The sequence below is a fragment of the Lactobacillus sp. ESL0677 genome, assembly GCF_029392875.1.
Classification (GTDB): domain Bacteria; phylum Bacillota; class Bacilli; order Lactobacillales; family Lactobacillaceae; genus Lactobacillus.
Genome location: NZ_CP113946.1, coordinates 543,794 through 567,928 on the forward strand (window position 1 = coordinate 543,794; position 24,135 = coordinate 567,928).

General features: G+C 38.4%; 25 protein-coding genes. 19 read left to right on the plus strand and 6 right to left on the minus strand.

Features of this window, described 5'->3' with window-relative positions; genetic code table 11:
• The first annotated feature begins 85 nt into the window (after nucleotides 1–85).
• Both OZX76_RS02830 and OZX76_RS02835 read left to right on the plus strand, forming a co-directional pair.
• Nucleotides 86–955 (plus strand): hemolysin family protein, encoded by an 870-nt coding sequence (locus OZX76_RS02830; RefSeq protein WP_277180748.1) that lies wholly within the window; start codon nucleotides 86–88, stop codon nucleotides 953–955.
• Nucleotides 955–2,526 (plus strand): peptide chain release factor 3, encoded by a 1,572-nt coding sequence (locus OZX76_RS02835; RefSeq protein ID WP_277180750.1) that lies wholly within the window; start codon nucleotides 955–957, stop codon nucleotides 2,524–2,526. Before OZX76_RS02830 ends, OZX76_RS02835 begins: the two co-directional genes overlap by 1 nt.
• Nucleotides 2,527–2,546: 20 nt before the next feature.
• Here the strand turns inward: OZX76_RS02835 and OZX76_RS02840 are convergent, their stop codons facing one another.
• The 3 genes from OZX76_RS02840 to OZX76_RS02850 form a co-directional block, all read right to left on the minus strand.
• Nucleotides 2,547–2,828, minus strand: coding sequence for a hypothetical protein (locus tag OZX76_RS02840; RefSeq protein ID WP_277180752.1), 282 nt, complete (start codon nucleotides 2,826–2,828; stop codon nucleotides 2,547–2,549).
• 151 nt (nucleotides 2,829–2,979) lie between these two features.
• Nucleotides 2,980–3,261 (minus strand): DUF1827 family protein, encoded by a 282-nt coding sequence (locus OZX76_RS02845; RefSeq protein WP_277180754.1) that lies wholly within the window; start codon nucleotides 3,259–3,261, stop codon nucleotides 2,980–2,982.
• A 123-nt stretch (nucleotides 3,262–3,384) separates the two neighbouring features.
• A complete protein-coding gene (locus tag OZX76_RS02850) occupies nucleotides 3,385–5,577 on the minus strand; it encodes an ATP-dependent Clp protease ATP-binding subunit (protein WP_277180756.1) in 2,193 nt (730 codons plus the stop codon).
• Between the two features lie 162 nt (nucleotides 5,578–5,739).
• Between OZX76_RS02850 and OZX76_RS02855 the strand changes: the two genes are divergently transcribed.
• From OZX76_RS02855 to OZX76_RS02880, 6 genes are all read left to right on the plus strand, one after another.
• Nucleotides 5,740–5,925, plus strand: a complete 186-nt coding sequence (locus OZX76_RS02855; RefSeq protein WP_277180758.1) for a hypothetical protein — start codon at nucleotides 5,740–5,742, stop codon at nucleotides 5,923–5,925.
• Between the two features lie 109 nt (nucleotides 5,926–6,034).
• Entirely contained in the window at nucleotides 6,035–6,301 is a 267-nt protein-coding gene (locus tag OZX76_RS02860) for a phosphocarrier protein HPr (RefSeq protein ID WP_277134401.1), read from the plus strand.
• Nucleotides 6,301–8,034, plus strand: coding sequence for a phosphoenolpyruvate--protein phosphotransferase (gene ptsP, locus OZX76_RS02865; RefSeq protein ID WP_277180760.1), 1,734 nt, complete (start codon nucleotides 6,301–6,303; stop codon nucleotides 8,032–8,034). The genes OZX76_RS02860 and ptsP overlap by 1 nt, the downstream gene beginning before the upstream one ends.
• 208 nt (nucleotides 8,035–8,242) lie before the next feature.
• Nucleotides 8,243–8,641, plus strand: coding sequence for a transcriptional regulator SpxA (spxA, locus tag OZX76_RS02870; protein WP_277134404.1), 399 nt, complete (start codon nucleotides 8,243–8,245; stop codon nucleotides 8,639–8,641).
• Nucleotides 8,642–8,748: 107 nt separating this feature from the next.
• Nucleotides 8,749–9,483: an adaptor protein MecA gene (locus OZX76_RS02875; RefSeq protein WP_277180762.1), complete on the plus strand. Its 735-nt coding sequence runs from the start codon at nucleotides 8,749–8,751 to the stop codon at nucleotides 9,481–9,483.
• 67 nt (nucleotides 9,484–9,550) lie between these two features.
• Nucleotides 9,551–10,381, plus strand: coding sequence for a competence protein CoiA family protein (locus OZX76_RS02880; RefSeq protein ID WP_277180763.1), 831 nt, complete (start codon nucleotides 9,551–9,553; stop codon nucleotides 10,379–10,381).
• Here the strand turns inward: OZX76_RS02880 and OZX76_RS02885 are convergent.
• Complete coding sequence (locus OZX76_RS02885) at nucleotides 10,373–11,011, minus strand: DsbA family protein (RefSeq protein ID WP_277180765.1); 639 nt, start codon at nucleotides 11,009–11,011, stop codon at nucleotides 10,373–10,375. The two genes, OZX76_RS02880 and OZX76_RS02885, sit on opposite strands and share 9 nt — an antisense overlap.
• 81 nt (nucleotides 11,012–11,092) lie before the next feature.
• Nucleotides 11,093–11,716 carry a CYTH domain-containing protein gene (locus tag OZX76_RS02890; protein WP_277180767.1) on the minus strand — a complete coding sequence of 208 codons (624 nt, stop codon included), beginning with the start codon at nucleotides 11,714–11,716 and terminating at the stop codon, nucleotides 11,093–11,095.
• Between the two features lie 74 nt (nucleotides 11,717–11,790).
• On the opposite strand from OZX76_RS02890, the gene OZX76_RS02895 reads away from it, so the two are divergent.
• The 8 genes from OZX76_RS02895 (at nucleotide 11,791) to OZX76_RS02930 (ending at nucleotide 18,407) form a co-directional block, all read left to right on the plus strand.
• A complete protein-coding gene (locus tag OZX76_RS02895; RefSeq protein ID WP_277180769.1) occupies nucleotides 11,791–12,423 on the plus strand; it encodes a GTP pyrophosphokinase family protein in 633 nt (210 codons plus the stop codon).
• Nucleotides 12,420–13,226 carry an NAD kinase gene (locus tag OZX76_RS02900; protein ID WP_277180771.1) on the plus strand — a complete coding sequence of 269 codons (807 nt, stop codon included), beginning with the start codon at nucleotides 12,420–12,422 and terminating at the stop codon, nucleotides 13,224–13,226. The genes OZX76_RS02895 and OZX76_RS02900 overlap by 4 nt, the downstream gene beginning before the upstream one ends.
• On the plus strand, nucleotides 13,213–14,100 hold the full coding sequence (locus OZX76_RS02905; protein WP_277180773.1) for an RluA family pseudouridine synthase: 888 nt from the start codon (nucleotides 13,213–13,215) through the stop codon (nucleotides 14,098–14,100). Before OZX76_RS02900 ends, OZX76_RS02905 begins: the two co-directional genes overlap by 14 nt.
• 88 nt (nucleotides 14,101–14,188) lie before the next feature.
• Nucleotides 14,189–14,902 (plus strand): lantibiotic protection ABC transporter ATP-binding protein, encoded by a 714-nt coding sequence (locus OZX76_RS02910; RefSeq protein ID WP_277180775.1) that lies wholly within the window; start codon nucleotides 14,189–14,191, stop codon nucleotides 14,900–14,902.
• Between the two features lie 157 nt (nucleotides 14,903–15,059).
• Nucleotides 15,060–15,632, plus strand: a complete 573-nt coding sequence (locus tag OZX76_RS02915) for a lantibiotic immunity ABC transporter MutE/EpiE family permease subunit (RefSeq protein WP_277180777.1) — start codon at nucleotides 15,060–15,062, stop codon at nucleotides 15,630–15,632.
• A complete protein-coding gene (locus OZX76_RS02920; protein ID WP_277180779.1) occupies nucleotides 15,629–16,375 on the plus strand; it encodes a lantibiotic immunity ABC transporter MutG family permease subunit in 747 nt (248 codons plus the stop codon). The genes OZX76_RS02915 and OZX76_RS02920 overlap by 4 nt, the downstream gene beginning before the upstream one ends.
• Nucleotides 16,376–16,398: 23 nt before the next feature.
• The gene (locus OZX76_RS02925; RefSeq protein WP_277180781.1) at nucleotides 16,399–17,082 is read left to right on the plus strand and encodes a response regulator transcription factor; all 684 of its coding nucleotides are present in this window, start codon (nucleotides 16,399–16,401) and stop codon (nucleotides 17,080–17,082) included.
• 11 nt (nucleotides 17,083–17,093) lie between these two features.
• Nucleotides 17,094–18,407, plus strand: a complete 1,314-nt coding sequence (locus OZX76_RS02930) for a HAMP domain-containing sensor histidine kinase (protein ID WP_277180783.1) — start codon at nucleotides 17,094–17,096, stop codon at nucleotides 18,405–18,407.
• An 82-nt stretch (nucleotides 18,408–18,489) separates the two neighbouring features.
• On the opposite strand, the gene OZX76_RS02935 is transcribed toward OZX76_RS02930, so the two are convergent.
• Nucleotides 18,490–19,512, minus strand: coding sequence for a lactonase family protein (locus tag OZX76_RS02935; protein WP_277180785.1), 1,023 nt, complete (start codon nucleotides 19,510–19,512; stop codon nucleotides 18,490–18,492).
• Between the two features lie 162 nt (nucleotides 19,513–19,674).
• Here OZX76_RS02935 and OZX76_RS02940 point away from each other — a divergent pair, with 162 nt between their 5' ends.
• The 3 genes from OZX76_RS02940 (at nucleotide 19,675) to OZX76_RS02950 (ending at nucleotide 24,113) form a co-directional block, all read left to right on the plus strand.
• On the plus strand, nucleotides 19,675–22,440 hold the full coding sequence (locus OZX76_RS02940) for a cation-transporting P-type ATPase (protein ID WP_277180787.1): 2,766 nt from the start codon (nucleotides 19,675–19,677) through the stop codon (nucleotides 22,438–22,440).
• Nucleotides 22,441–22,516: 76 nt separating this feature from the next.
• Nucleotides 22,517–22,897 (plus strand): PTS glucitol/sorbitol transporter subunit IIA, encoded by a 381-nt coding sequence (locus OZX76_RS02945; RefSeq protein WP_277180789.1) that lies wholly within the window; start codon nucleotides 22,517–22,519, stop codon nucleotides 22,895–22,897.
• 13 nt (nucleotides 22,898–22,910) lie between these two features.
• Complete coding sequence (locus OZX76_RS02950) at nucleotides 22,911–24,113, plus strand: AI-2E family transporter (protein WP_277180791.1); 1,203 nt, start codon at nucleotides 22,911–22,913, stop codon at nucleotides 24,111–24,113.
• Nucleotides 24,114–24,135: the final 22 nt, after the last annotated feature.

The following is a 24,135-nucleotide window of genomic DNA, read 5'->3' on the forward strand; positions in this document are numbered from 1 at the left end:
CTTACGTGCTATTCTAACATATCGCGAGCTTACATGATATAATGTTATTATTTATGTTGGTGTTTTAAGAAAGAGAGCAAAAATTATGACTAGCGACCCTGCCAAGGGGAATTTATTTAAGCGAATTAAAAATAAATTTTCCCCTGCAAGCGATGAAGAAACCAAAGAACATTTAGCCACGGAAATTATGACACTGCGTGAGCACAATAAAATTAGTGAAACGGAATGTTCCATGCTAAATAATGCTTTGGATTTTCAAGGGCGGATGGTCCGCGAAGTAATGGTTCCGCGGATTGACGCGTATATGGTGGATTGCTGTGATAGCTTTCAGGATAATCTTGACGACATTTTGCGTGAGCCTTATTCACGCATTCCTGTGTACAAGCAGGATAAGGATAAAATTATCGGTGTCATCCATATTCGGACGGTGCTGCGGAAGGCGCGAGAAAAGGGTTTTGACAATATCGATTATGAAGATGTGATGAACCCGCCGCTATTTGCACCAGAAACAACCGATTTAAGTGAATTACTAGTTGAAATGCAGCAGACGCAGCAGCAACTAGCTATTTTGACGGACGAATACGGCGGCGTGGTTGGCATTGCTACAATTGAAGACTTAATTGAAGAAATTGTGGGTAATATTGATGATGAAGTCGATCATGCTGAGGTCTTATTCAATCAAATTGGCCCTAATAAATACGTCATTTATGGTAAGATGCCGCTAGTAGACTTTAATGAACAGTTTGGCACTAACCTTGAAATGGAAGATGTCGATACAATTGCCGGTTTTATGATTACTAAGCTAGGAATTATTCCGGCCAAGGGTGAAAAGTTATCGGTTAAGCTTGATAACGGCATGGTATTGACAACTAGAAGAATGATGCGGTCACGGCTTATGACGGTGTTATTAACAATTCCAGAAGAAAAACAACAGGAAGAAGAACAAGATAATTAATGAGTAAAGAACTTTTAGATAAAGTAAAAAGAAGAAGAACATTTGCAATTATCTCGCACCCCGATGCTGGGAAGACGACGATTACGGAGCAAATGCTTCTTTTTGGTGGGGTAATTCGTAGTGCCGGAACGGTTAAGGCACGTAAAACCGGACATTATGCCACCAGTGATTGGATGGAAATTGAAAAGCAGCGTGGGATTTCAGTTACCAGTTCCGTGATGCAGTTTGAATATCAGGGCAAGCGTATTAACATCCTTGATACTCCAGGACACCAAGACTTCTCAGAAGATACTTATCGAACCTTAATGGCCGTAGACTCGGCTGTGATGGTAATTGACTCCGCTAAGGGGATTGAGCCGCAGACCAAGAAGCTGTTTAAGGTTGTTAAGCAGCGCGGTATTCCTATCTTTACCTTTATGAACAAGTTGGATCGTGATGGCCGCCCGCCACTAGACTTAATTGCGGAGTTAGAAGATTTACTTGGGATTGAAGGTGTTGCGATGAACTGGCCGATTGGGTCAGGACAAACGCTGCAGGGACTGTATGATATTGCTAATAATCAAGTGGAATTGTACCGCAAGGATGGCGAAGACCGTTTTTTGCCTTTAGATAAAGATGGTAAATTGCCGGTAAGTGAACCATTTAGTCAAAATCCACAATTTCAAGATACCTTGGATGAAATTGACTTAATTAAGGAAGCGGGCAATACCTTTGACCTTGATAAGATCATCAAGGGTGACCAGACACCAGTTTTCTTTGGCTCGGCTTTAACTAATTTTGGTGTGGAAACTTTCTTAAAGAGCTTTGTCCAATTAGCACCAGCTCCTGAGAGCCACGTAGTTAACGGGGATGAAGAATTAAGTCCTGATGATTCTGAATTTTCTGGCTTTGTCTTTAAAATTCAGGCTAATATGAACCCGCATCACCGTGACCGAATTGCCTTCGTTAGAGTTGGCAGTGGTGAGTTCAAAAAAGGACTTGATGTTACTTTAGCTCGAACTGATAAGCCAATCCGTTTAAATAACGCGACTGAATTTATGTCTAGCGAACGTGTACAAGTTACAGATGCCGTTGCTGGTGACATTGTTGGGTTATATGATACTGGTAATTTCCAAATTGGCGATAGTATCTACGCTGGTAAACGTAAAGTTGTGTATCCAGCGCTACCTGAATTTACGCCAGAATTGTTTGTGCGCGTTACTGCTAAAAACGTGATGAAGCAAAAGTCATTCCACAAGGGAATGACACAGCTGGTTCAAGAAGGAGCCATTCAGCTTTACCGTAATTACCAGACCGATGAGTATATTTTAGGTGCCGTTGGTCAACTGCAATTTGAGGTCTTCAAGTTTAGAATGAAGAATGAATATAATTCAGATGTAGAAATGACGAGCATTGGTCGCCGAGTTGCTCGCTGGATTGATCCTGATCAGCTTGATCCGGCAATGTCGAACAGCCGTAACTTGCTTGTTAAGGACCGTTACGATCAACCGCTCTTCTTATTTGAAAATCAATTTGCGGAACGCTTCTTTAAAGACAAGTATCCTGATGTTAAATTAACTGAAAAACTGTAAAAGCAAAAAATGGTTGGCAATTAATGCCAACCATTTTTCTTACGCTCTAATTTTTCCTGTTTGTGCCGTTTGATTTTATCCTTGATGTCTAATATTATGCAGATTGAAAAGTAAATAGCGAGAACAACAAAAGTAACGAAAATTGCTTTGGCAAAAATGCCAAAATTTGTCATGACGGTCCAGATTAAAAAGCAAATATAAATTGACGAAATAACACCAACAATTCTGCCAATCTTGCGGTCGAGGCTAATCAGATGAAATAATTTACCATCATTTAAATCTTCTAATTTTTTCTTTTTCATTTGTCATTACCCATATTTAAATTTATTTTAAAATTAAAATAATATTAGCATTATTTATGATGATTGTTAATTAAATCTTTTGATAATTTTAAGCAAATAAAAAAGCACTTTAAGAATTACCTTAAAGTGCCTAAAACTAGCAATGGTTATCTTACTTATCAACGTGAATTTCGACCACGCGTTGACTTTTATCAAAGGTTACTAAGTATGAGGGGTCACGTTCTTTAATCAAGCGTTTGATAATGAACTCAACTTCATCCTTGCGCACGCGGCGATCGTGATTTTCGATAGCAATTCCGATTGCCTTGTCGCTTTCGGTATAAACAACAGAAGTATTACCCAAAGAGTAAACTTTGACATAGTTAACATCAGTTGAGTTAAGCTGACTGTGTACTAAATCCCGATAACTATTGGTTACATCTATTAAATGCATGGATTTCACCCGTTTCTTGTAGTAGTTTTGTCAACTCTAGTATAACGCTAATTTGTTGTTTTTTCTCTAAATAAAAGCATGATTATTGTAATTTTAAATAATCATGCTTTTGATGTATTTTAGTTAAAGTTCAGTATCTGGAGTAGTTGCTGGGGCAGGCTCTACTTGTCCATTAATCACAATGTGACCATCGGCAACACTTGCAGTTAGGTTTTTGGCATCTGGATGATCAAGCTTGAAGTCAGCCACGCGATCTTCAATTTCTTCTTGAATAGTTCTGCGCAAAGGCCGTGCACCCATTGCTGGATTGTAGCCATCTTCGACTAATTTCTTCTTGGCATCATCAGTTACTGTAATTTGCAAGCCTTGATTTTTGACCATATTGTTGGTTTCATCAAGCATCAAGTTAACAATCTTAACGAGGTCGTCCTTTGATAATTCGTTGAATTCAATAACGTCATCAAGCCGATTCAGAAATTCAGGCTTGAAGAATTGACTCATGGAGCCTCTAGCCGAATCTTTTTCTTCGTCGGTATTTTCAGCCGCAAACCCAACACTGGTATTTTTAATTCCCTGACCAGCATTGGAAGTCATAATGATGATTGTGTCTTTAAAGGAAACAGTCCGTCCTTGTGAGTCGGTTAGCCGGCCGTCGTCCAAGATTTGCAAGAACAAGTTCATTACCGACGGGTCAGCCTTTTCGATTTCATCGAGTAAAATCAGGCTGTAAGGGTGACGGCGTACTTGTTCGGTTAATTGTCCAGCTTCTTCATAGCCGACATAACCAGGAGCAGAACCGATTAATTTGGAAACAGAATAGGATTCCATAAATTCCGACATATCAAAGCGAATCATGGCGTTTTCTGACCCAAACATTTGCTTAGCTAATTGCTTAGCTAATTCTGTCTTACCGACCCCAGTTGGACCAACAAAGAGGAAGGAACCAATTGGACGACCAGACTTATTAAAGCCGATTCGGTTGCGGCGGATTGCGCGAGCAACTTTATCAACAGCTTGGTCTTGACCGATAACGTGGGCCTTTAAAGTTGGCGCCAAGTTTTGCAACTGGTTTTCCTCTTGCTTTTGCAAATCGCCAACAGGAATACCAGTTTTTTCTTCAACGATTTTATTCATAATTTTGCTGGTAATAATCGGGGATTTATCGGGATCAATCTTTTGATCCTTCACTTTGTTGTACTTTTCGATTTGGTCGCGGTAATATGCGGCCTTTTCGTAGTCTTCGTTTTTTAGTGATTCCTGCTTCAATTGTTGAGCAGCAGCGATTCGTTCTTTAATCTTATCTTTATCAACGTAAGGAATGGTCAGATTCATTCTTGAACCAGCCTCATCAAGTAGGTCGATGGCCTTATCAGGCAAGAAACGATCTTGAATATAACGCTCAGACAGTTCGGCCGCTGCTTTAATTGCATCGTCTGTGTAGTGAACGTGGTGGTAATCTTCGTAGCGCTTTTGGATACCTTGCAAAATGCGAATGGTTTCGGCAACTGATGGTTCCTTGACGTCAACAGGTTGGAAGCGGCGGGCTAAAGCCGAATCCTTTTCGATTTCACGGTATTCTTTTAACGTAGTTGCGCCGACTAATTGCAGATCGCCGCGGGCAAGGGCAGGCTTAATAATATTACCAGCGTCCATTCCGCCTTCTGCGTTCCCAGCACCGACAATTTCGTGAATCTCATCAATGAACAAAATAATGTCGTCATGTTGTTGCAATTCTTTAATCAGCTGTTGCATTCGCTGCTCAAACTGACCACGAATACCGGTTCCTTGGACAAGTGAAACGACGTTTAGTGAAATAATTCGCTTGTCTTGTAATTTAGCAGGTACCGAACCATCGACGATTTGTTGGGCGAGGCCTTCGACAACTGCTGTCTTACCAACGCCGGCTTCACCAATTAGGACCGGATTATTTTTAGTTCTCCTATTTAAAATCTCGATTACCCGAGCAATTTCCTTATCGCGACCAATCACTGGGTCAATTTTGCCCTTTTTAGCTAATGCCGTTAGGTCAGTGCCGTATTGGTCAAGTAATGAACGACCACCATTATTGCCGCCGTTAGCTCTTTGCGGCTGTCCTTGATTAGCGTTGTTAAATGCAGCGTTATTACCGTTCATGCTATTAAATAAGTCATCAAAGTCTCCGAAGAAACCGTTGTTGTCATTATTCATATTAATATTTCCTTGTTGTTTAAGTTCTTGATAACATTGTCCACATAAATTAATTTCGCGACTTTGGCCATTAACCTTAGCATAAAGGTGAATGGAAGCAGGCCGCTTTTGACAGTTTTGACAAAGCAATTATACTTACCGCCTTTCATTTCAAGTTTACTAAATTATATAATTAGCACTCTCAATAATCAAGTGCTAAAACTCAAAAACTTATTTTTTGTAAGTTCAATAAATATGTTAGAATAACAGTGGTCATTAAGTAAAAAAGACAAAAAAGACGGTGATATTTTAGTGGATTATCAAAAAATTCTTGAACAATTGGCTGATGGTGAGCTTGATCAATATGAGGTTGAGCCTCAAAATGCCTTTGGTTTTCAAACTGCGTTGTGTGCGTTTGGCAAAAGACAAAATATAACAGGCCGCGCCTTACGTGGTGGGAAAATCATTTATTCACAGTCAAAAGCAGAAAATTTATGATGTAAACTGTTACATTTATGTTGTCTAATTCACAAAAAAATGATAGTCTAATATTCGAATAGGTATTTACTACCGTTTTGATTTTTCAATTTAAAAGGAGATAATTATAATGGAAAAACGCGATTTTCATGTTGTTGCAGAAACAGGTATTCATGCTCGTCCAGCTACGCTTTTAGTACAAGCTGCTTCTAAATTTGGTTCAGATATTAATTTGGAATACAATGGCAAGTCAGTTAACTTGAAGTCAATCATGGGTGTAATGTCACTCGGTGTTGGCAAGGGTGCAGATGTTACAATTAGCGCTGAAGGTGACGACGAAAAAGACGCTATTGCTGCTATTACAGATACAATGAAAAAAGAGGGTTTAGCTGAATAATGACCAAGACTTTAAAAGGAATTGCTGCAAGTGATGGTATCGCTGTAGCACCTGCTTATCTCTTGGTAGAACCAGATCTTTCATTTACGAAGACCACTGTTGCCGACGCTGCTAGTGAATTAGATCGCTTTAAAAAGGCGACCGATGCTTCAGTTAAAGAAGTTGAACAAATTCGCGATAGCGCAAAAAAGAGTTTAGGCGAGGACGAAGCTCAAGTATTTGAAGCCCATTTGATGATTTTAAATGACCCTGAATTTACGGGAGCCATTGAAACTGAAATCAAAGATCAAAAAGTTAATAGTGAAGCCGCACTTGATGAAACTGCACAAAAGTTTATTGCAATTTTTGAAGGAATGACCGACAACGCTTATATGCAACAACGTGCTGCTGATGTGCGTGATGTTTCTAAGCGGGTAATGGCTCATCTTTTAAATAAAGAATTGCCTAACCCAGCTGCAATTGATCATGAGGTTATTGTGGTTGCGCATGATTTGACACCTAGTGACACTGCCCAATTAAATAAGCAATTTGTTAAGGGCTTTGTAACTGATATTGGTGGTCGGACTGCGCACTCAGCAATTATGGCTCGTTCACTTGAATTGCCGGCTGTTGTTGGTACCGATTCGATTACTAAGGACGTTGAAAACGGTCAGACTTTGGTAGTTGACGGTTTGAACGGTGATGCAGTTGTTGAGCCAAGTGATGCTCAAGTAGCTGACTACAAGCAAAAGAGTGAAGCATTCTTAGCACAAAAGGCTGAATGGGAAAAATTAAAGAACGAACCGTCAGTTACTGCTGATGGTAAGAAATTCACCATTGCAGCTAACATTGGTACGCCAAACGATATGCAAGGTGTTAATGATAACGGTGCTGAAGCCGTTGGCTTGTATAGAACCGAATTCTTGTACATGGATTCTAAGGACTTCCCAACAGAAGACCAACAATTCGAAGCCTATAAAGAAGTTATCGAAGGGATGCACGGTAAGCAGGTTATTATTCGGACAATGGATATTGGTGGTGATAAGCACCTTGATTATTGGGACTTACCAGACGAAATGAACCCATTTCTAGGTGTCCGGGCAATTAGATTGTCACTGAAGAACGAAGACATTTTCCGAACCCAATTAAGAGCATTGCTTAGAGCTTCTGCTTACGGTAAGTTAGGAATTATGTTCCCAATGATTGGTACGTTGAACGAATTACGCAAGGCCAAGGCAATTTTAGCTGAAGAAAAAGCTAAGTTGACGAGCGACGGCGTTAAAATTGGTGATAACTTAGAAGTTGGGATGATGATTGAAGTTCCAGCTGCTGCAGTTTTAGCTGATCAATTTGCCAAAGAAGTCGATTTCTTCTCAATTGGAACTAATGACTTAATCCAATACACAATGGCTGCTGACCGTGGTAATGATAATGTTTCTTATCTTTACCAACCAGCTAACCCATCAGTATTACGCCTAATTAAGCATACAATTGACGCAGCCCACGAAAATGGTATTTGGTGTGGCATGTGTGGTGAAGCCGCTGGTGACAGCACCATGTTCCCAATTTTATTGTCAATGGGTCTTGATGAATATTCAATGAGTGCAACCTCCATTTTGCGGATTAGAAGCTTAATGAAGAAGTTCAATACTGAAGACATTAAGGAATTGGCAAATAAAGCATGTTATATTTCTGAAACTGCTGAAGAAAATGAACAGTTAGTTGCTGACTTAATGAATAAGGTTGACAAGTAATAAAACAAAAAATGGTACATTATCAAAGGTAATGTACCATTTTTTATTTCACCTTTAATCTTTCTTGGTAAAAAGGTCATAGTTTATTCACTTTTAGACTGTAATATAAAAATATAATTAATTACGAAAATACTACTTACAAAAAAGAAGTAATATGCTATAATAGATATTAGTTAAGAAGTAGTATGTTCAAAGGAGCGTGAAATATATGGTTAATTTGTATATATCTCCGAGTTGTACCTCGTGTCGTAAGGCAAAGGCTTGGTTGAAGAAACATGACATTGCTTTTAAAGAAAGAAATATTTTCTCTGAGCCTCTTACTAAAGACGAGCTTATTCAAATTTTGCGGATGACAGAAAATGGTACCGAAGAAATTATTTCAACGCGTTCAAGAGCTTTCCAACAATTAAAAGTTAATCTTGATGATTTATCAATCGACCAATTGCTTGATTTGGTTGAGAAGAATCCGAGCTTATTGAGACGACCAATCATTATGGATGATCGGCGTTTGCAAGTTGGTTACAATGAAGACGAAATTCGTCGGTTCTTGCCACGGAAAGTTCGTCGGCTTGAACTCGAAGAAATGCAAAAGATTGCTGACTTATAATCTAGCAGTGTTTTTATTAAAAAGCGTTGGTTTTTTAGACTAACGCTTTTATTTTACCTGCAAAGTACGCTACAATGAATAAAAGAATCCAATGGAGGTGAAAACTCGTGCAAGTTGATCATATTAATGAAAATACTATTCGTGTCCGGATAGATAAAAATGAATTAGCTAATCGTGGATTAAAAGTTTTAGATTTATTAGGTGATCGGGATAAGATTCAGCATTTCTTTTATTCTATTTTAGATGAAGTTGATACCGATCATTCCTTTAGTCAGGATGCTCCGGTGACCTTTCAAGTGATGCCAAATAACGGTGGCTTAGACTTGTTAATTAGCAAGGTAACTGATAAAGACCGCGACCATTTGACGCAAATGTTTGGTGGTAATACAGACTCTCAGCAAGAGCCTGATGACCCGCGTAAAACGTTTATTGATTTGGATTCTGATGAGGAGCCAAATGATGATGAAACTGAAGAACCTCCTGTTAGCAGTTCTCAAGGCGATGCACAATCGCAATCTAAGAAGCCATTTTGGAAATTTCAAAAGAAACAGGCATATAGTTTCAATGACCTCGATCCGTTAACTGAACTAGCGGATAATTTACGGGCTAGTGATTTGTCTTCAAGTCTATATTTTGAACGAGGAGAATTTTACTTAGAATTAACATTTAATAATGAAAATTATGCGGAAATTAAACCGGCAGATGCTTGGGCAATTGCGAATGAGTACGGCATTAAAGTTAAGGCTAGCGAGATGGCGCGAGTGCGGACAACGGGTAAATGTCTGATTGCTTGTGATGCATTGGGCCATTTGCGGCAGTACTTTGGTAAAAATAATCGCTAAATAATTTTAATTAAAAAGGCAGGTGAGTAACTTGCCTTTTTTGCGTACTTAAATTTAGGTGATAAATTTGTACGCAGCATTATTAAATAAGCAATTGGTTCTGGCTGCTACTGAAGCAGCACAGATTAACAATAAAGCTCAAAAAAATTATTCTTGTCCACGATGTCATCATCGCGTGCAGCTGATTAAAACAGCTCAAGGGGCGTATTTTAAGCATTTAACGCGGTCAACTAGCATGATGGGTGAAAAAGAAGAACATGCGCTGAGTAAAGTGCTACTTAAAGAAGCATTGCGAGAAGCTGGTTTTCACGCACAACTAGAAATTCCACTTGCTGAGGGGCAGCTTCGAGCAGATGTTTTAGCAAGCCCGCAATTAGCGTTTGAAGTGCAATGTGCGCCGCTAAGCTTGACAGAATTTAACCATCGGCATCAGTTGTATTCTGAAATTGGGGTGGTTGATGTTTGGGTTGTGGGGCAGCGTCATTATTTACAAAGGCAAATAAAAAAGTCACAACAGATTTTTTTCCGTAAAAACCAGTTGTGGCGAGATTATTATTTGGAAATTAATCCTAAAAGAAGGCAATTAATTCTTAAGTACAATGTTTTACTTGAGCCGGTAACTAGTCGAGTTCATTATCAAATGACAACATTTACTTTAAACGCGCAAGGATTGCAACTTTTGTGGCATTTTCGGCCGCGGCTGAAGACATATCAAGTTAATCCTGCTGAGCAGCGACGATATTTAGCACAGCAATTAATGCAAAAAACAAAAATAGGGCAGTCAATTGCGACTGCCTTGTATGCTGAAAAGATGACACTCGATGATCTACCAGAAAAAATTTTTACTGAGATGCGTCACGTGAGCCAACTTAATAATGTTCTTGCGTACTTAGATTAGGCGCAAATGATTAGTTTTACGCAAAGCACAATCTTTAGTTTCTTCTTCAAAGTTTTCAATTAAGCAGGAATCATGTTTTAAAACCTTAATTAATCTATCATGAGCAACAATTCCCTCCAATAAAATGCCGTTGTAATTGCCACTCTCATTATAAATGATAGTTGTTGGTGTGTTGCGCACGCCAAGTTTATCGGCAAGTTCCAAGTCCTGTTTGATAGACTTATCAACGTACTTATTAGTTTTGGGACTAGTAATCTTGTTAAAATCGATATTCAATTTTTTAGTTATTTTTCGGGCTAAATTTTCAGAATAACGATTGAAATTAATGTTTAGGGCCTGTTGTAATTCAAACAAATAGGCCCGAGCTTTCTTATTACCATATTCAAACTTAATCGCATGATAAAGGCGCAGCGTTTGAAAAGAGGCCATTGTATACTTGGATATGTCAGTTAACTTTTGACCTTCTTTACGTCGTCGTAAAATATCCTCTTTAATTACTTTGGTGTTAGTAATCGGAATGTAATTAAAGCAAGTATCAATGTTAAGTTCATCAATGGCCTGCTTAATTAAAAGTTCTGTTTCATAACAGTAGATGCCAATTGGATTGACAAAGAGAAAAATCTCAAACATCTTTAATCTCTCCTTCAAATTTCCAGTTAGTTATAACTTTAGCAAATAACTAATATAGAAACAAAGAATACGCTCACATGATTACATTCTAACACAATGACTGAAGGCCCGAGCAATCTTTGGTTGATTAGTATTAGTTTTAGTTTGCTTAAAATTATAGCTGTTTTCGAGCGAAATAAGAACTTTTTTGATTAAAGTGGGATTAGAGTTTTCAATTTCTAATTCGTAATCCTCGTAAGAATCTGGGTAGGTGGTGGCATCTAATGTCAACTCACAATTTTCGGGACCGACAGCCAAAATACGGTGAGTTTTGCTAAAAGTTTGCAAGTGCAAATCAAGTTGGGGACCAAAATTATCTCGCAAGTATTGTTCAACATTACCATTAAATGTTACGACCGTCTCTTCTTCTGCTTGTTGGACGAATTTTTGGGCAGCTGCTAGTTTTAAATCGTCGTTAATTTCGACTGCTTCATGAAAGTCGTGTTGTACCAGCTTTGAGTGGGGGACTTTAAGCGTTTGTTCGGCATGATCTGTGAATAAGCGCACGCGACAGCTAATTTGGTGCCTTTTTAATAAACTATTAGGGGTATCAAAATAATAATTCGCCTGCACAAAGTCACTTTTAACGGGGAAAGCAGCACATAATTTTTGATAAACTTCTTTGGTTAATAATGTTTTAGCTTCAATTTCAGTATTTTTACTCATCAGTAATTACTCCAATCTGTTTACTCTTATTATATGTTAAAATGAAGATGCTGTTTGAGAAAGGAATTATTTCAATGGAAATGGATTGGGACAACTTTTTATGGCCATATACAGAGGCCGTTAATGAGCTAAAAGTAAAATTTCGGGCCCTTAGACAGAGTTTCTTAACTAAGGGAGAACACTCGCCAATTGAGTTTGTCGTTGGTCGGGTAAAAACAGTTGATTCGATTAAAGAAAAAATGACACGGCGGGTAATTAGTCCCGACGTGATTGAAACCGATATGCAAGACATTGCCGGCATTCGGATTGTTTGTCAGTTTGTTGACGATATTTATAAGGTAGTGGACTTGATTCATGACCGGCAAGACATGGAAGTCTTAGAAGAACGCGACTATGTGCAGAACGCCAAGCCTTCTGGCTACCGGTCTTACCACATGGTAATTTCCTATACGGTTTATTTGCCGGACGGTGCTAAAAAGTTGCTGGCTGAAATTCAGGTACGAACATTAGCGATGAATTTTTGGGCAACGGTCGAGCATACTTTGAATTACAAATATCAGGGCTCTTATCCAGATGATATTTCCAAGCGTCTTAAGTCAACGGCGGAGACGGCGTACAAGCTAGACGAGGAAATGTCTTTAATTAAGGATGAGGTTCAGGAAGCGCAGAAGATTTTTACCAAGAATAAAGGCAAGGAAAAATTATGAGAATAACGATTGCTCATAATACCAATGAGGAAACGTTGCGAGTAGTAGCGCATTTAAAAAAGCGACTGCAGGAAAAAGACGAGGTTGTTTTTGATGCTAAATATCCGGATGTGGTAATCACGGTAGGCGGTGATGGTACGTTAATCAATGCTTTTCATCGTTATGAGGCTCAGATCTGCTCCATCCGGTTTATTGGGATTCATACTGGTCATTTGGGTTTTTATACTGATTGGCGCAGCGATGATGTTGACAAGATGGTTGATGCGCTATTTTTGCGTAAACCAGAGTCGGCCAATTATCCGTTATTGGAAGTTGAACTTGAAACCGAGGCGGGTGAAAAAAAGCATTTCTTGGCCTTGAACGAATCAGCGGTAAAACGAGTTTCACGCACTTTGGAAGCCAATGTCTATATTGAAGGGCAGTTATTTGAAAATTTTCGCGGCGATGGCTTGTGCGTGTCAACGCCAACGGGTTCAACTGCATACAACAAGTCGCTTGGCGGCGCCGTGATTCATCCGCGGTTAAAGGCATTACAAATGGCTGAAATTGCCTCGATTAATAATCGGGTGTTTCGGACTTTGTCTTCGCCGATTGTGATTGCGCCTGACCAGTGGATTACGATTGTTCCGGATGCCGATCATTTAGTGATGACAATTGATGGTCAGCGCATTGATGTTCGCAATGCGAAAAAGATTACTTATCGCATTTCACAAAAGGTAATTCGTTTTGATCGCTTTGGTCACACGCGATTTTGGTCACGGGTGCAGAGTGCCTTTATTGGTGATAAAGATGACACTATTTAAGTTGAAATTTACAAGTAATAGCCCCCAAAAGTTAGGGGCTTTTTTAATGAATAATGGTTTTTCAAAGCAAGCCGTTAATAATGCTAAAAATCATGATGGTCTGATATTGGTTAATCATAAGCGGCGCTATACAAGTTTCCAGTTGCATCGCGGTGATGAAATTATTTTTGTACCGGGGCAGGAAAAGGCCAACCCGTGGTTGCGCCCCTCGAATAATTCTTTAAACATTATTAAAGAAACTGCCAATTATTTGGTTGTGAACAAGCCAGCTGGAGTCTTATCGATACCCTCACGGTATGAGGATGATGACGCGTTGGTTAATCGTGCTTTAGGATATTTTGCGCAAGATAAAGAAATAGCTAAACCGCATGTAATTACTCGTCTTGACCGTGATACTTCGGGGTTAGTTTTAATTGGCAAGAATCCAATTGCCCACGCGCGTTTTGCCAATCTAAGTAAAAATGATTTTGTAAAAAAATACCATGCTGTGGTGCATGGCAATTTTACGGAAAATAAGTTAACGGGGATAATTAAGGCGCCAATCAGTCAAAAAGCGGGCACGGTTGTGCGGCAAGTTGATCCTGCAGGGCAACCAGCTGCCACTGAATACCGCGTTCTTGAGCAAGTACCGGGTGCCAGCTTAGTTGAGCTGCGGCTGTTTACAGGTCGTACGCATCAAATTCGTGTCCATCTAAAGTCGATTGGGCACCCATTATTTGGCGATCCGTTGTATGGGATAGCGGATGATTTTACAAGACAAGCTTTGAATTGCTACTATTTAGCTTTTCCGGATCCCTTTTTGGATCAGCAAGTGGAAATTGAAATTTCGGAGCCGCTTGATGTGCAGCGGTTGTGGCAGAATTTACAAGGATAAAAGTATGGAGAAGCCATACTTTTATTTTTTTTACTTTATAATTTCCTGATAACTGGTTGCTAAACTTATTAAAAAAGGAGGTTAAACAGTGGATGATAATGAGTTATTGATAACAACGAAAAATTTGACTAAAAAGTATGGTCAAACTGAAGTAATTAAGAATTTATCGTTAGCAATTCCTAAAAATACAGTTTATGGCCTATTAGGAGTAAATGGTGCAGGGAAATCGACAACGCTTAAAATGATTACCGGAATTGTTCGGCCAACTAATGGGTGTATTTATTATAAAGGCAAACCTTGGCAAAGACAGGTTCTGAATGAAATTGGTGCACTAATTGAAACGCCACCTTTGTATAGCAATTTAACTGCGTTTGAAAATTTGCTGGTTAGGACAACTTCTTTAAGCTTACCAAAAGAAAGAATTAATGAAGTATTGACAATAGTTGATTTAATGAATGTAGGTAAGAAAAGGGTTAAACAATTTTCTTTAGGGATGAAGCAACGGTTAGGGATTGCTTTAGCATTGATTAATAAACCAAACTTACTTATTTTGGATGAGCCAACTAATGGTCTTGATCCCTTAGGAATTGAAGCTTTACGTAAATTAATTCGTTCTCTGCCCAAAAAAGGAGTCACGGTTATTTTTTCGAGTCATATTTTGGCTGAAGTTGAGAATGTAGCTGATGAAATTGGAATTATTGCTGCTGGCAAGTTAGGCTACCAGGGAAAAATACCGAATAATACTAAGAAATTAGAAAAATTGTTTATGACAGTAGTAAGAAAAGGGTTAGTAGATGAGTAGGATGCAAAATTTAGTCAAAGTTGAAATGATAAAAAATTGTCACTCTTTTATTGTTCTTAGTTTATGGCTATTACCCATAGTAACGACAATTTTAGCAAGCTTTTTACTAGTCGGAAAGCAATTGCAGCAAGCAATTTTTAATTGATGGTATATGGTTATGTTGCCGATAGAAGTTGCCCTAATTAGTAGTTATATACTCGAAAATGATAAGAAACAACATTATTTTAATCTTAAATTGACACCAATTTCCTATATTAAAATTTGTCTTGCCAAAATTATAACGGGCTGTTGCTATCTTTTGGTTACTAATATAATTATGATGTTTTTGGTTTTAGGAGTAGGAAGTTTATTTGGCAAGCAGTTAATGCTAGGACGCGTATTGCAGGCCACTATCTTGCTAACGGTATGCTTTGCTTGGCAAATTCCACTAGGGATGTTATTAGAACTCAAATTACCAGCAATCCTTACGCTAATTATTATGTTTATTGTAAATATATTTTTTGCTAGTCAAACTTTCGCTGGCAGTAGGACATTGTGGATAATTCCTTTTGCAATTCCTGCTAGATTAATGGCAACTATTTTAGGCGTGAATCCTAATGGGGTTCTGTTAGCTAAAAATAGTTATTTACATGCAAAAACCGTTATTTTACCTGGTGTTTTACTTACTGTGACATTATTTGGAGTTTTGGTGGTTGTACTTGGCCATTACTTTAAAGAAGATAACTTATGAGTTTAATAAATTTGTTTCAAGCTGAATTTTTGAAACTAAGACACACAAATTATTTTTGGATTCATGTTGCTTTGCCTTTATTAGGAGCAATATTATGTGCTAGCTATTTTTTGATGACTAAGTATCGTTTCACTACTTTTCTAATCAATTATTTCTTGATAATTGCGCTTAGTTATCCATTTGCCTGCAGTTATGCTTGCAATAATATTTTTGAACAAGAAATAAGTAATGGTTGTTTTAATCTCTTGAGTGTAACTAAGCGTTGGCAAATTCTGCTAGTTAAATTGTGTTATCTGTTAATTAGTAGCTTAATTTCTTGCCTTTTAGCGATTTTTACATTTATTGGTCTACTCAAAATAATGCACGCTAAAATAATAATTAATGTAAGCTATTTGTTAGGAATGTGTTTGCTCATTTGGGGCAGTAACTGCTCGACATATCTTGTTCATAGCTTTTTAGAATTAAAGTTTGGTCATAATGTTAGTTTAGTCTGTGCTGCTTTTGAATTTTTGTTAGCAGCATTATTATTAACTGATTTAGGTAATTTGATTTGGCCATTTTTTCCTAGTAGTTGGGGTGGGCATCTCGTGCGAATTTATACAATGGCATCCCTTAATTTAAAGGATGTCGTATTTGTTCCAATATCTTGTGCCTTATCAATAATTGTTGGTTTGACATTAGCAATGTTAATTCTTGTTTTTTGTTGGTTCAATCAGTGGGAAGGATGCAAGAATAATAGTTAATAATTTGTCAAAAGGAGAGTGTCATGCCTAAAATTCTTGCAATTGATGACGATCAAGATTTGTTAGTATTAGTTAAAAGAGCGTTAACTCGTGAAGGTTATACTGTTGATACTAGGCGTTCAACTAAAGAATTAACTGCTGAAACTTGTCGTTTTTATCAGTTGATATTAGTTGATGTCATGATGCCGGATGAAGATGGTTTTGATTTTTGTCAACGAATCAGGCCGGTATATGATGGACCGATTATTTTTTTAACGGCTAAGACTGATGATGCGGCATTAGTGCGGGGGTTAGGACTTGGCGGTGATGATTATATTAAAAAGCCGTTTAGTTTAGCTGAATTACGTGCGCGAGTTAATGCTCATTTACGTCGCGAAAAGCGGCAACCACTTCATGCATACGAACGCTCAGGTGTGCTCTTCAATTTATCAGAAAGAAAAGCCTGTGTTCATGACCAGACTGTTCCTTTTACAAAAGGTGAATTTCAATTAGCAGCTCATTTAGCAGAGCATCCAGGTCAGGTTTATACCAAAGAGCAACTATATGAAGCAGTTTTTGGCTTTAATAATGTTGGTGATAATGCAGCAATTACCGAGCATATAAAAAATATTCGTGCTAAATTAAAAATTTTTTCGTTAGCACCGATTGTTACTGTCTGGGGAGTGGGCTATAAATGGCAAGAAGAAGGGGTATCTCATACCTGTTAACTGAATTTTTATTGATTAATGGTGTAGTGATCATTTTTTTGACTTGTATGTGGTTTCTTAGTGTTGGCTACTTGGTAAGTGAGCACATTATCTATCCAGCTAATTACGATGAGCAAAAAGTTCAACAGTTTGTTAAAGTGCAGCGGAGTAAGCGAGTGTTTAATGCTAATGAAGTGCCAGATAATGTAAGTTATGCTTTATTTAATCCTCAGCATCATATGTTGAAGACTAATACTTCTCAAATTAACTGGAAAAAAATGCGCAAGTGTTTGTATCATCCAAAACATGTTGATTATGGCTATCAACTCGTACGTTATCCGGATAAGTCAGTTGTGGTTTTACATTATTATTATTTAACGCGTTATGTTAATCCAATTTTTCAGAGAATTTTACCACCAAGCGAATATCTTTCTTTAGGAATGCTATTATTTTTAATTTTGTTTTGCTTGCTTGTGACTACGATTTTGTTAAAAAACAAATTGGTTAAGTCTGTTAATTTGTTTCGGCAGGTTGGTGAGAGTATTACTAAACAGGATTTGGATTTTAAAATACCGCATTCTAATATTAAAGAATTTGAACATGCTTTAAATACAATGGCTGAAATGCAATTAGCTTTAAAGGAATCTTTGATAAGCAAATGGGCGCAGGAACAAAGCCAACAGCAAGAAATTTCTGCTCTTAGTCATGATTTAAAAACACCATTAACAGTCATTCAGGGTAATAGTGAGTTGTTACTCGAAGATGACAATTTGACTGAACAACAACGAGAAGATTTGCAAAGTATTATGCGTAATACTAAACAGGCTAACGAATATTTAAATTCATTAAGGGCAGCAACTAAGGGCAGCATTGAGCAAGCAATAAATGTTAATCTTACTAATTTGCAAATTGAGATTACTAAACGGGCTCAAGAATTAGTTCATACTAAAAAAATAGAATTAATAGTAGACGGTACATTAACAGGTTATGCATATTTGCAAAAAAATCATTTTATTAGAGCGATAATTAATGTTATTGAAAATGCGGTTACTTACACGCGTATGAAAGGGAGAATTAAATTAGCGTTTAAAAATGAAGTACAATATGTACAGATAGGTGTTTACGATCAAGGCCCAGGCTTTTCTAAAGCCGCCTTATTAAATGCAACTAAGCGCTTTTGGAAAGAAGATCAAGCACGTAAAATTAATGGTCACAATGGATTAGGTCTGTGGTTTGCTAATGATGTTATTGAAAAAAATAGTGGCCATTTAGTAATTAAAAATAGTTCTAACGGAGGGATAGTTTTAATAAATTTAGCAAAAACTAAAGCTAAACATGAAAAATAAATGGTAACTGGAGTTGCTGTCATAGAGCAAAACAAAAAGGGGTTCAGATCAGAGTGAACTCCTTTTGTTTGTTTAAAATTAATTATTCGAATAATACGCAAGTACCTTCTGGTACGGCAATATCCTTTTGGATAGGTGTTAAGCAACCATTGTCAGCATCACGGGTATAAAGCGTGGCGTTGTCGGTATTTTGGTTAGCGACAACCACGTATTCTTCGTTCTTGTCCCAATTAAAGTCACGTGGAAACTCGCCAAATGTGGAAATTCGTTGGGCAAGTTGCAAGGTGTGGTCAGATTTAACACCGAACACGGTGATTGAATTATGGCCTCTATTAGAGACATAAATATACTTGCCATCGCTGCTCATGCGAATTGCTGCAGCACCATTATGTTCAGTGTAGTCTTCTGGAATGGTTGAATAAGTTGCAATATTTTCAAAAGTCCAGTTATTTTCGTCAAACTTAGCGACATTAACCTTGCTAGATAATTCGCCAGCAACGTAAAAATAATTGCTGTCAGGGCTAAAAGCAATGTGGCGGCTGCCAAAGCCCGGTTCGTTCTGGTAACTGGCCAGGTGCTTTAATTTATTATTGCTTAGTGCATAAAAGTCAACACAATCATTACCCAAGTCGCAGCTAACGAGATTACCGTTAGGTGTTTCGTTGAAAAAGTGTGGGTGCGGGCCGTCGACTTGCTCAGGCCGCGGGCCCAGAGTGTCAGCAGTATGCGTTACTGAATCAAGCAAGGTTAATTTACCGTCTGTAGTGTAAGAAAATACTGCTAACACGGCTGTATGATAATTGGCAGTGTAAAGCCGCTTTTGCTGTTTGTTGATGCCAATGTATGCAGGAGATGAGCCAGCTGTTAAATAAGAATCAGTTTCTTGATATGCACCATTAACTAATTTGTAGGCACTAATTCCACCTTGATCGCCAGCATTATTAATCGTAAAAATCAGGTTGTTGTCTTGGACAAAGTAGGTTGGACCACCAATTTTAATAATTTCTTTTGCCTGACCAACTTTAGCAGAATCCTTGGTTTCAAGTGGTAATTCGTAAATTCCGGTGGCTGTTTTTTGTGTGTAGCCGCCAATTAATAGCCTCATATTTTAACCTCCAATTAAATTTTGTAATATAATTGCCTCTAATAAGTATAGCACGAGGTGCTATTATTTAATTTTAGGTAGTTAACTTTTGTAAAAAAAGTGTTAAAGTAAATTGTCGACTTTATTTTAAAGTAGGAAATTTTAGTTAAGAAGGTACCGTTAATGGACGAAAGTAAAATTCGTGAACTTTATGCAAAAAACGATATTGCAGAAGTTTTTACAAATTTAAATTCCTCATCCGATGGCCTAAGCTCACAAGAAGCTGCCAAAAGACTGCAAAAATATGGTTCTAACGAGATTAAAAAGTCTCAAGAAGAATCACAGTGGAAAGTATTTTTTAAAAATTTTGTCAGTATGATGGCAATTTTGTTGTGGATCTCAGGTGCGATTGCGATGTTCAGTGGCACAATTGAATTGGGAATCGCAATCTGGATGGTTAACATCATCAACGGCCTGTTTAGTTTTTGGCAAGAACGTGCGGCTAAAAGGGCAACTGACGCCTTGAACAATATGTTGCCGACTTATGTGCAGGTCATTCGTGATGGCAAAAAAGTGCAGATTGATTCTAAGGAATTGGTTCCTGGTGACGTATTTGTATTGCAGGCTGGGAATGCAATTCCTGCTGATGCTCGGCTAATTTCAGCCAGCTCAATGCAAGTTGACCAGAGTGCCTTAAACGGCGAGTCGGTGCCAGAATCTAAGACGACAAAGTATGATCCCGGTGAGGGTAGTTATGCTGAGACTAACTTAGTTTATTCAGGGACGACAGTTGGTGCCGGAACGGCGCGGGCAATTGCCTTTGCGACGGGAATGGACACCGAATTTGGTCGCATTGCGCAATTGACCCAAAAGCAAGACAAGGTTGATAGCCCGTTAACGCAAGAGCTTAACCGGTTGACCAAGCAATTATCAATTATTGCGGTTTCGATTGGGGTATTGTTCTTAATTGCAGCGATTTTCTTTGTTAAGTATCCATTTGCTAAGGCATTTATCTTTGCGTTAGGAATGATTGTTGCCTTTATTCCGGAAGGCTTATTGCCAACAGTTACTCTGAGCTTGGCACAAGGTGTTCGCCGGATGGCAAAAAAGCACGCCTTGGTTAAGGAACTGAACTCAGTTGAAACTTTGGGTGAAACGACAGTTATTTGTTCAGACAAGACTGGAACATTAACCCAAAACCAAATGACAATTCATTATATCTGGACCTTAAAAAATGAATATAAGGTTACGGGTAATGGTTATGTTAACAATGGTCAAGTTGAGTTAAACGGTAAGCAATTGTGGTATGAAGAAAATCCGGATTTGCATAAGTTAATTCAAATTGCTTCGCTTGATAATGATACCGCGGTGCAGCCAAGTAAGGTTAAGGGCGGCAAGCCTAAAATTTTGGGGACACCAACCGAAGCTTCATTAATTATCATGGCGCAAAAGGCTGGCTTTGACCGGCAAAAAGTGCTGGTTAAGTATCCAAGAATGCGCGAATTGCCATTTGATTCTGATCGAAAACGAATGACAACGATTCACCGTTGGAATGATAAACAATACATTATCTTTACTAAGGGTTCCTTTAGTGATGTACTTAAGCAATGTGATCAAGTACAAGTTGATGGTCAAGTACGACCAATGACCCAAGATGATATTGACCAAGCTAACAAGGTTAATGCGCAATACGCTGCTCAAGGATTACGGAGTATGGCAATGGCTTACCGAATTGTTGACAAAGTTGACACCGATGTCTCTAAGTTAACGATTGATACTGCCGAGACACACTTGGTCTTTGTTGGGTTAACGACAATGAGTGATCCGCCGCGGCCAGAAATTTACAATGCTGTTAGACGCTGCCACGAAGCCAAGATTAAGATTATCATGGTTACTGGTGATTCAAAGCTCACAGCCAAGTCAGTTGCGGTTCAAATCGGATTAACTTCTGATAAAGCACGCGTTATTTCTGGAACAGAACTTGAGGCGATGAGCGATGATGAGTTACGTGAAGCCTTGAAGGGTGAAGTTATTTTTGCTAGGGTTGCCCCTGAACAAAAGTACAAGGTTGTTAAGACTTTGCAAGAAAATGGCGAAATTGTTGCCTCAACTGGTGATGGTGTTAATGACGCGCCAGCCTTAAAGCAAGCTGATATCGGGATTGCAATGGGGATGACTGGTACTGACGTTGCTAAGGATGCTGCCAATATTATCTTGACTGATGATAACTTCGCTTCAATTGTTGCTGCGATTGAAGAAGGCCGGGCCGTTTACAGTAACATTCGGAAGTTCTTGACGTATATTTTGACTTCCAATGTTCCTGAAGCCTTTCCGTCAATTTTGTTCCTCTTCTCCGGTGGTTTGATTCCACTGCCAATGACAGTTATGCAAATTTTAACGGTTGACCTCGGAACAGACATGCTGCCAGCATTAGGGCTTGGTGGCGAGGCCGTCGACCCAGACGTGATGAAGCAAGCTCCGAGAAAGCGTAATGAGCACTTGCTCAATCGCAGTGTTATCCTCCATGCATTCTTATGGTATGGCTTGATTTCAAGTATTATCTCGATTGGCGCATACTTCTTTGTCAATTCGCAAAATGGTTGGCCGCAAGCTGCCTTAGCCTCCAGTGGTCCTGTTTATATGCGGGCAACAACGATGGTCTTGGGTGCAATTGTCTTTACTCAGGTTGCCAATGTTTTGAACTGCCGGACCAACAAGGTTTCGATTTTCAAGAAGGGCTTGTTCAGCAATCACAATATTTGGTACGGGATTATCTTTGAAATCCTGCTCTTCCTTATTTTGACAGTAACACCTGGTTTACAACAATTATTCAACACGACAAGATTGTTACCAACAGATTGGTTATTCCTCTTCTGCCTGCCAATTCCACTTGTGCTAATTGATGAATTACGTAAATGGCTCTTTTTCCATAAAAAAGTTAAAGAATAAAAATAATAAAAACCGCTTATATATTAGGTAAGCGGTTTTTATTATGCTAAAATTAACTATTAAGGAGCATTAAAAAATGAAATGGATATCTACAATAACGCAAATTGGTAAACAAGCAATTAACCCGAAAGATAAAATGGTTATTTTGTTTGGTGAAAATGTTACTAAAGACTTAGTTGATGTATCGGTGATCCAAAAGTTTAGTGTGCAGACACCTGATAGTACATTCGTTTTTAAAAATGGTGATACCATTACAATTGATGGTCAAACCTATGTTGCTGCGTTTGTTGGCAGTATGGTTGAAAGTAACATGCGCGCCTTGGGTCATGCAACTTTATTTTTAGACCAGAAGAAGCCCAAGAACCCATTAGCCAATGGTATTTATCTTGAATTGGATGCTAAACAGACGCTGCCAGAATTCAAGGTAGATGATGACATTGTCTACGAACACATATAATTAGGATGGTTTAATGGAAAATCAACGAAAACACTTAAAGCGCAGTATTTTTGAAAAATGGTTTTTAAATAATCGCTTTAGTATTGTGTTGCTTAATGTCTTATTGTTCTTCCTTGTGATTTGGTTGTTCAATAAGATTTCTTTTGTTTTAAATCCAGCACGGCTGTTTTTTAGTGCGATCTTGCCGCCGCTTTTACTAGCAGTAATTCAATATTACATTATGAATCCACTGGTAGATATGCTTGAGCGTAAGTTTAAAGTGCCACGAGTTATTACCATTGCTGGACTTTTTATCTTAGTAGCAGTGCTGCTTGTTTGGACTGTCAACACGCTTTTGCCGATTATTCAAAGTCAGATTAATTCGTTAGTTAAGCATTGGCCCTACATTTGGCATAATGCAACTATCGTTATCCAGGATAAGTTAAGTGATCCGCAATTTCATAGTGTTAAAAACAATATTAACGATGCTATCACGCATGCACAAAACATGTTATTTAAATCTAGCCAGACAGCAGTTAATGCAGCGCTGGATAATATTTCATCGGCAATTAGCATTATTACTATTATTTTCATGACAGTTGTCACAGCACCGTTTATCCTGTTCTTTATGCTAAAAGACGGCCACCAATTACGGCCATATATTACGGAATTTGCTCCCAAACGCTGGCAAGAAAGTTTTAGTAAATTATTATATGAAATCAATGCTGCCTTAGCTTCATATATTCGTGGTCAGATTACCGTTGCTTTTTGGGTTGGCATTATGTTTTCAATTGGCTACACTATTATTGGGCAGCCATACGCAATTGCACTGGCGGTTTTAAGTGGCGTTTTAAACTTGATTCCGTATTTTGGGACGTTTATCGCTTTTATCCCTGCTTTAGTAATTGCAATTATGATCTCGCTACCAATGCTAGTTAAAGTGCTTATTGTGTTTGCAGTTGAGCAGACGATTGAGTCACGGGTAATTAGTCCACTGGTCTTGGGTAATAAAATGGCAATGCATCCAGTGACCACGATTTTGCTCTTAATCGGTGCCAGCTCTGTTTGGGGTCTTTGGGGCGTGATTTTTGGGATTCCAATTTATGCAATCTTGAAAATTATTATCATGCGCGTGTACAATTATTACCGTAAGGTCTCGCAGGTTTTTGCGGAGGATAAGAATGCTGCTTTAACCACAGAAGCTGCAGATAAGAAAGAAAAAATAACAAAAAAATAGAGGAAGTGTGGTTGTGAGCCAC

Excerpts from the sequence above, each read along its gene's own strand:
- OZX76_RS02830 (WP_277180748.1), top strand. The coding sequence starts at position 86 with ATGACTAGCGACCCTGCCAAGGGGAATTTATTTAAGCGAATTAAAAAT.
- OZX76_RS02835 (WP_277180750.1), top strand. The coding sequence starts at position 955 with ATGAGTAAAGAACTTTTAGATAAAGTAAAAAGAAGAAGAACATTTGCA.
- OZX76_RS02840 (WP_277180752.1), bottom strand. The coding sequence starts at position 2,828 with ATGAAAAAGAAAAAATTAGAAGATTTAAATGATGGTAAATTATTTCAT.
- OZX76_RS02845 (WP_277180754.1), bottom strand. The coding sequence starts at position 3,261 with ATGCATTTAATAGATGTAACCAATAGTTATCGGGATTTAGTACACAGT.
- OZX76_RS02860 (WP_277134401.1), top strand. The coding sequence starts at position 6,035 with ATGGAAAAACGCGATTTTCATGTTGTTGCAGAAACAGGTATTCATGCT.
- ptsP (WP_277180760.1), top strand. The coding sequence starts at position 6,301 with ATGACCAAGACTTTAAAAGGAATTGCTGCAAGTGATGGTATCGCTGTA.
- spxA (WP_277134404.1), top strand. The coding sequence starts at position 8,243 with ATGGTTAATTTGTATATATCTCCGAGTTGTACCTCGTGTCGTAAGGCA.
- OZX76_RS02885 (WP_277180765.1), bottom strand. The coding sequence starts at position 11,011 with ATGTTTGAGATTTTTCTCTTTGTCAATCCAATTGGCATCTACTGTTAT.
- OZX76_RS02890 (WP_277180767.1), bottom strand. The coding sequence starts at position 11,716 with ATGAGTAAAAATACTGAAATTGAAGCTAAAACATTATTAACCAAAGAA.
- OZX76_RS02895 (WP_277180769.1), top strand. The coding sequence starts at position 11,791 with ATGGAAATGGATTGGGACAACTTTTTATGGCCATATACAGAGGCCGTT.
- OZX76_RS02900 (WP_277180771.1), top strand. The coding sequence starts at position 12,420 with ATGAGAATAACGATTGCTCATAATACCAATGAGGAAACGTTGCGAGTA.
- OZX76_RS02905 (WP_277180773.1), top strand. The coding sequence starts at position 13,213 with ATGACACTATTTAAGTTGAAATTTACAAGTAATAGCCCCCAAAAGTTA.
- OZX76_RS02915 (WP_277180777.1), top strand. The coding sequence starts at position 15,060 with ATGTTGCCGATAGAAGTTGCCCTAATTAGTAGTTATATACTCGAAAAT.
- OZX76_RS02920 (WP_277180779.1), top strand. The coding sequence starts at position 15,629 with ATGAGTTTAATAAATTTGTTTCAAGCTGAATTTTTGAAACTAAGACAC.
- OZX76_RS02925 (WP_277180781.1), top strand. The coding sequence starts at position 16,399 with ATGCCTAAAATTCTTGCAATTGATGACGATCAAGATTTGTTAGTATTA.
- OZX76_RS02935 (WP_277180785.1), bottom strand. The coding sequence starts at position 19,512 with ATGAGGCTATTAATTGGCGGCTACACACAAAAAACAGCCACCGGAATT.
- OZX76_RS02940 (WP_277180787.1), top strand. The coding sequence starts at position 19,675 with ATGGACGAAAGTAAAATTCGTGAACTTTATGCAAAAAACGATATTGCA.
- OZX76_RS02945 (WP_277180789.1), top strand. The coding sequence starts at position 22,517 with ATGAAATGGATATCTACAATAACGCAAATTGGTAAACAAGCAATTAAC.
- OZX76_RS02950 (WP_277180791.1), top strand. The coding sequence starts at position 22,911 with ATGGAAAATCAACGAAAACACTTAAAGCGCAGTATTTTTGAAAAATGG.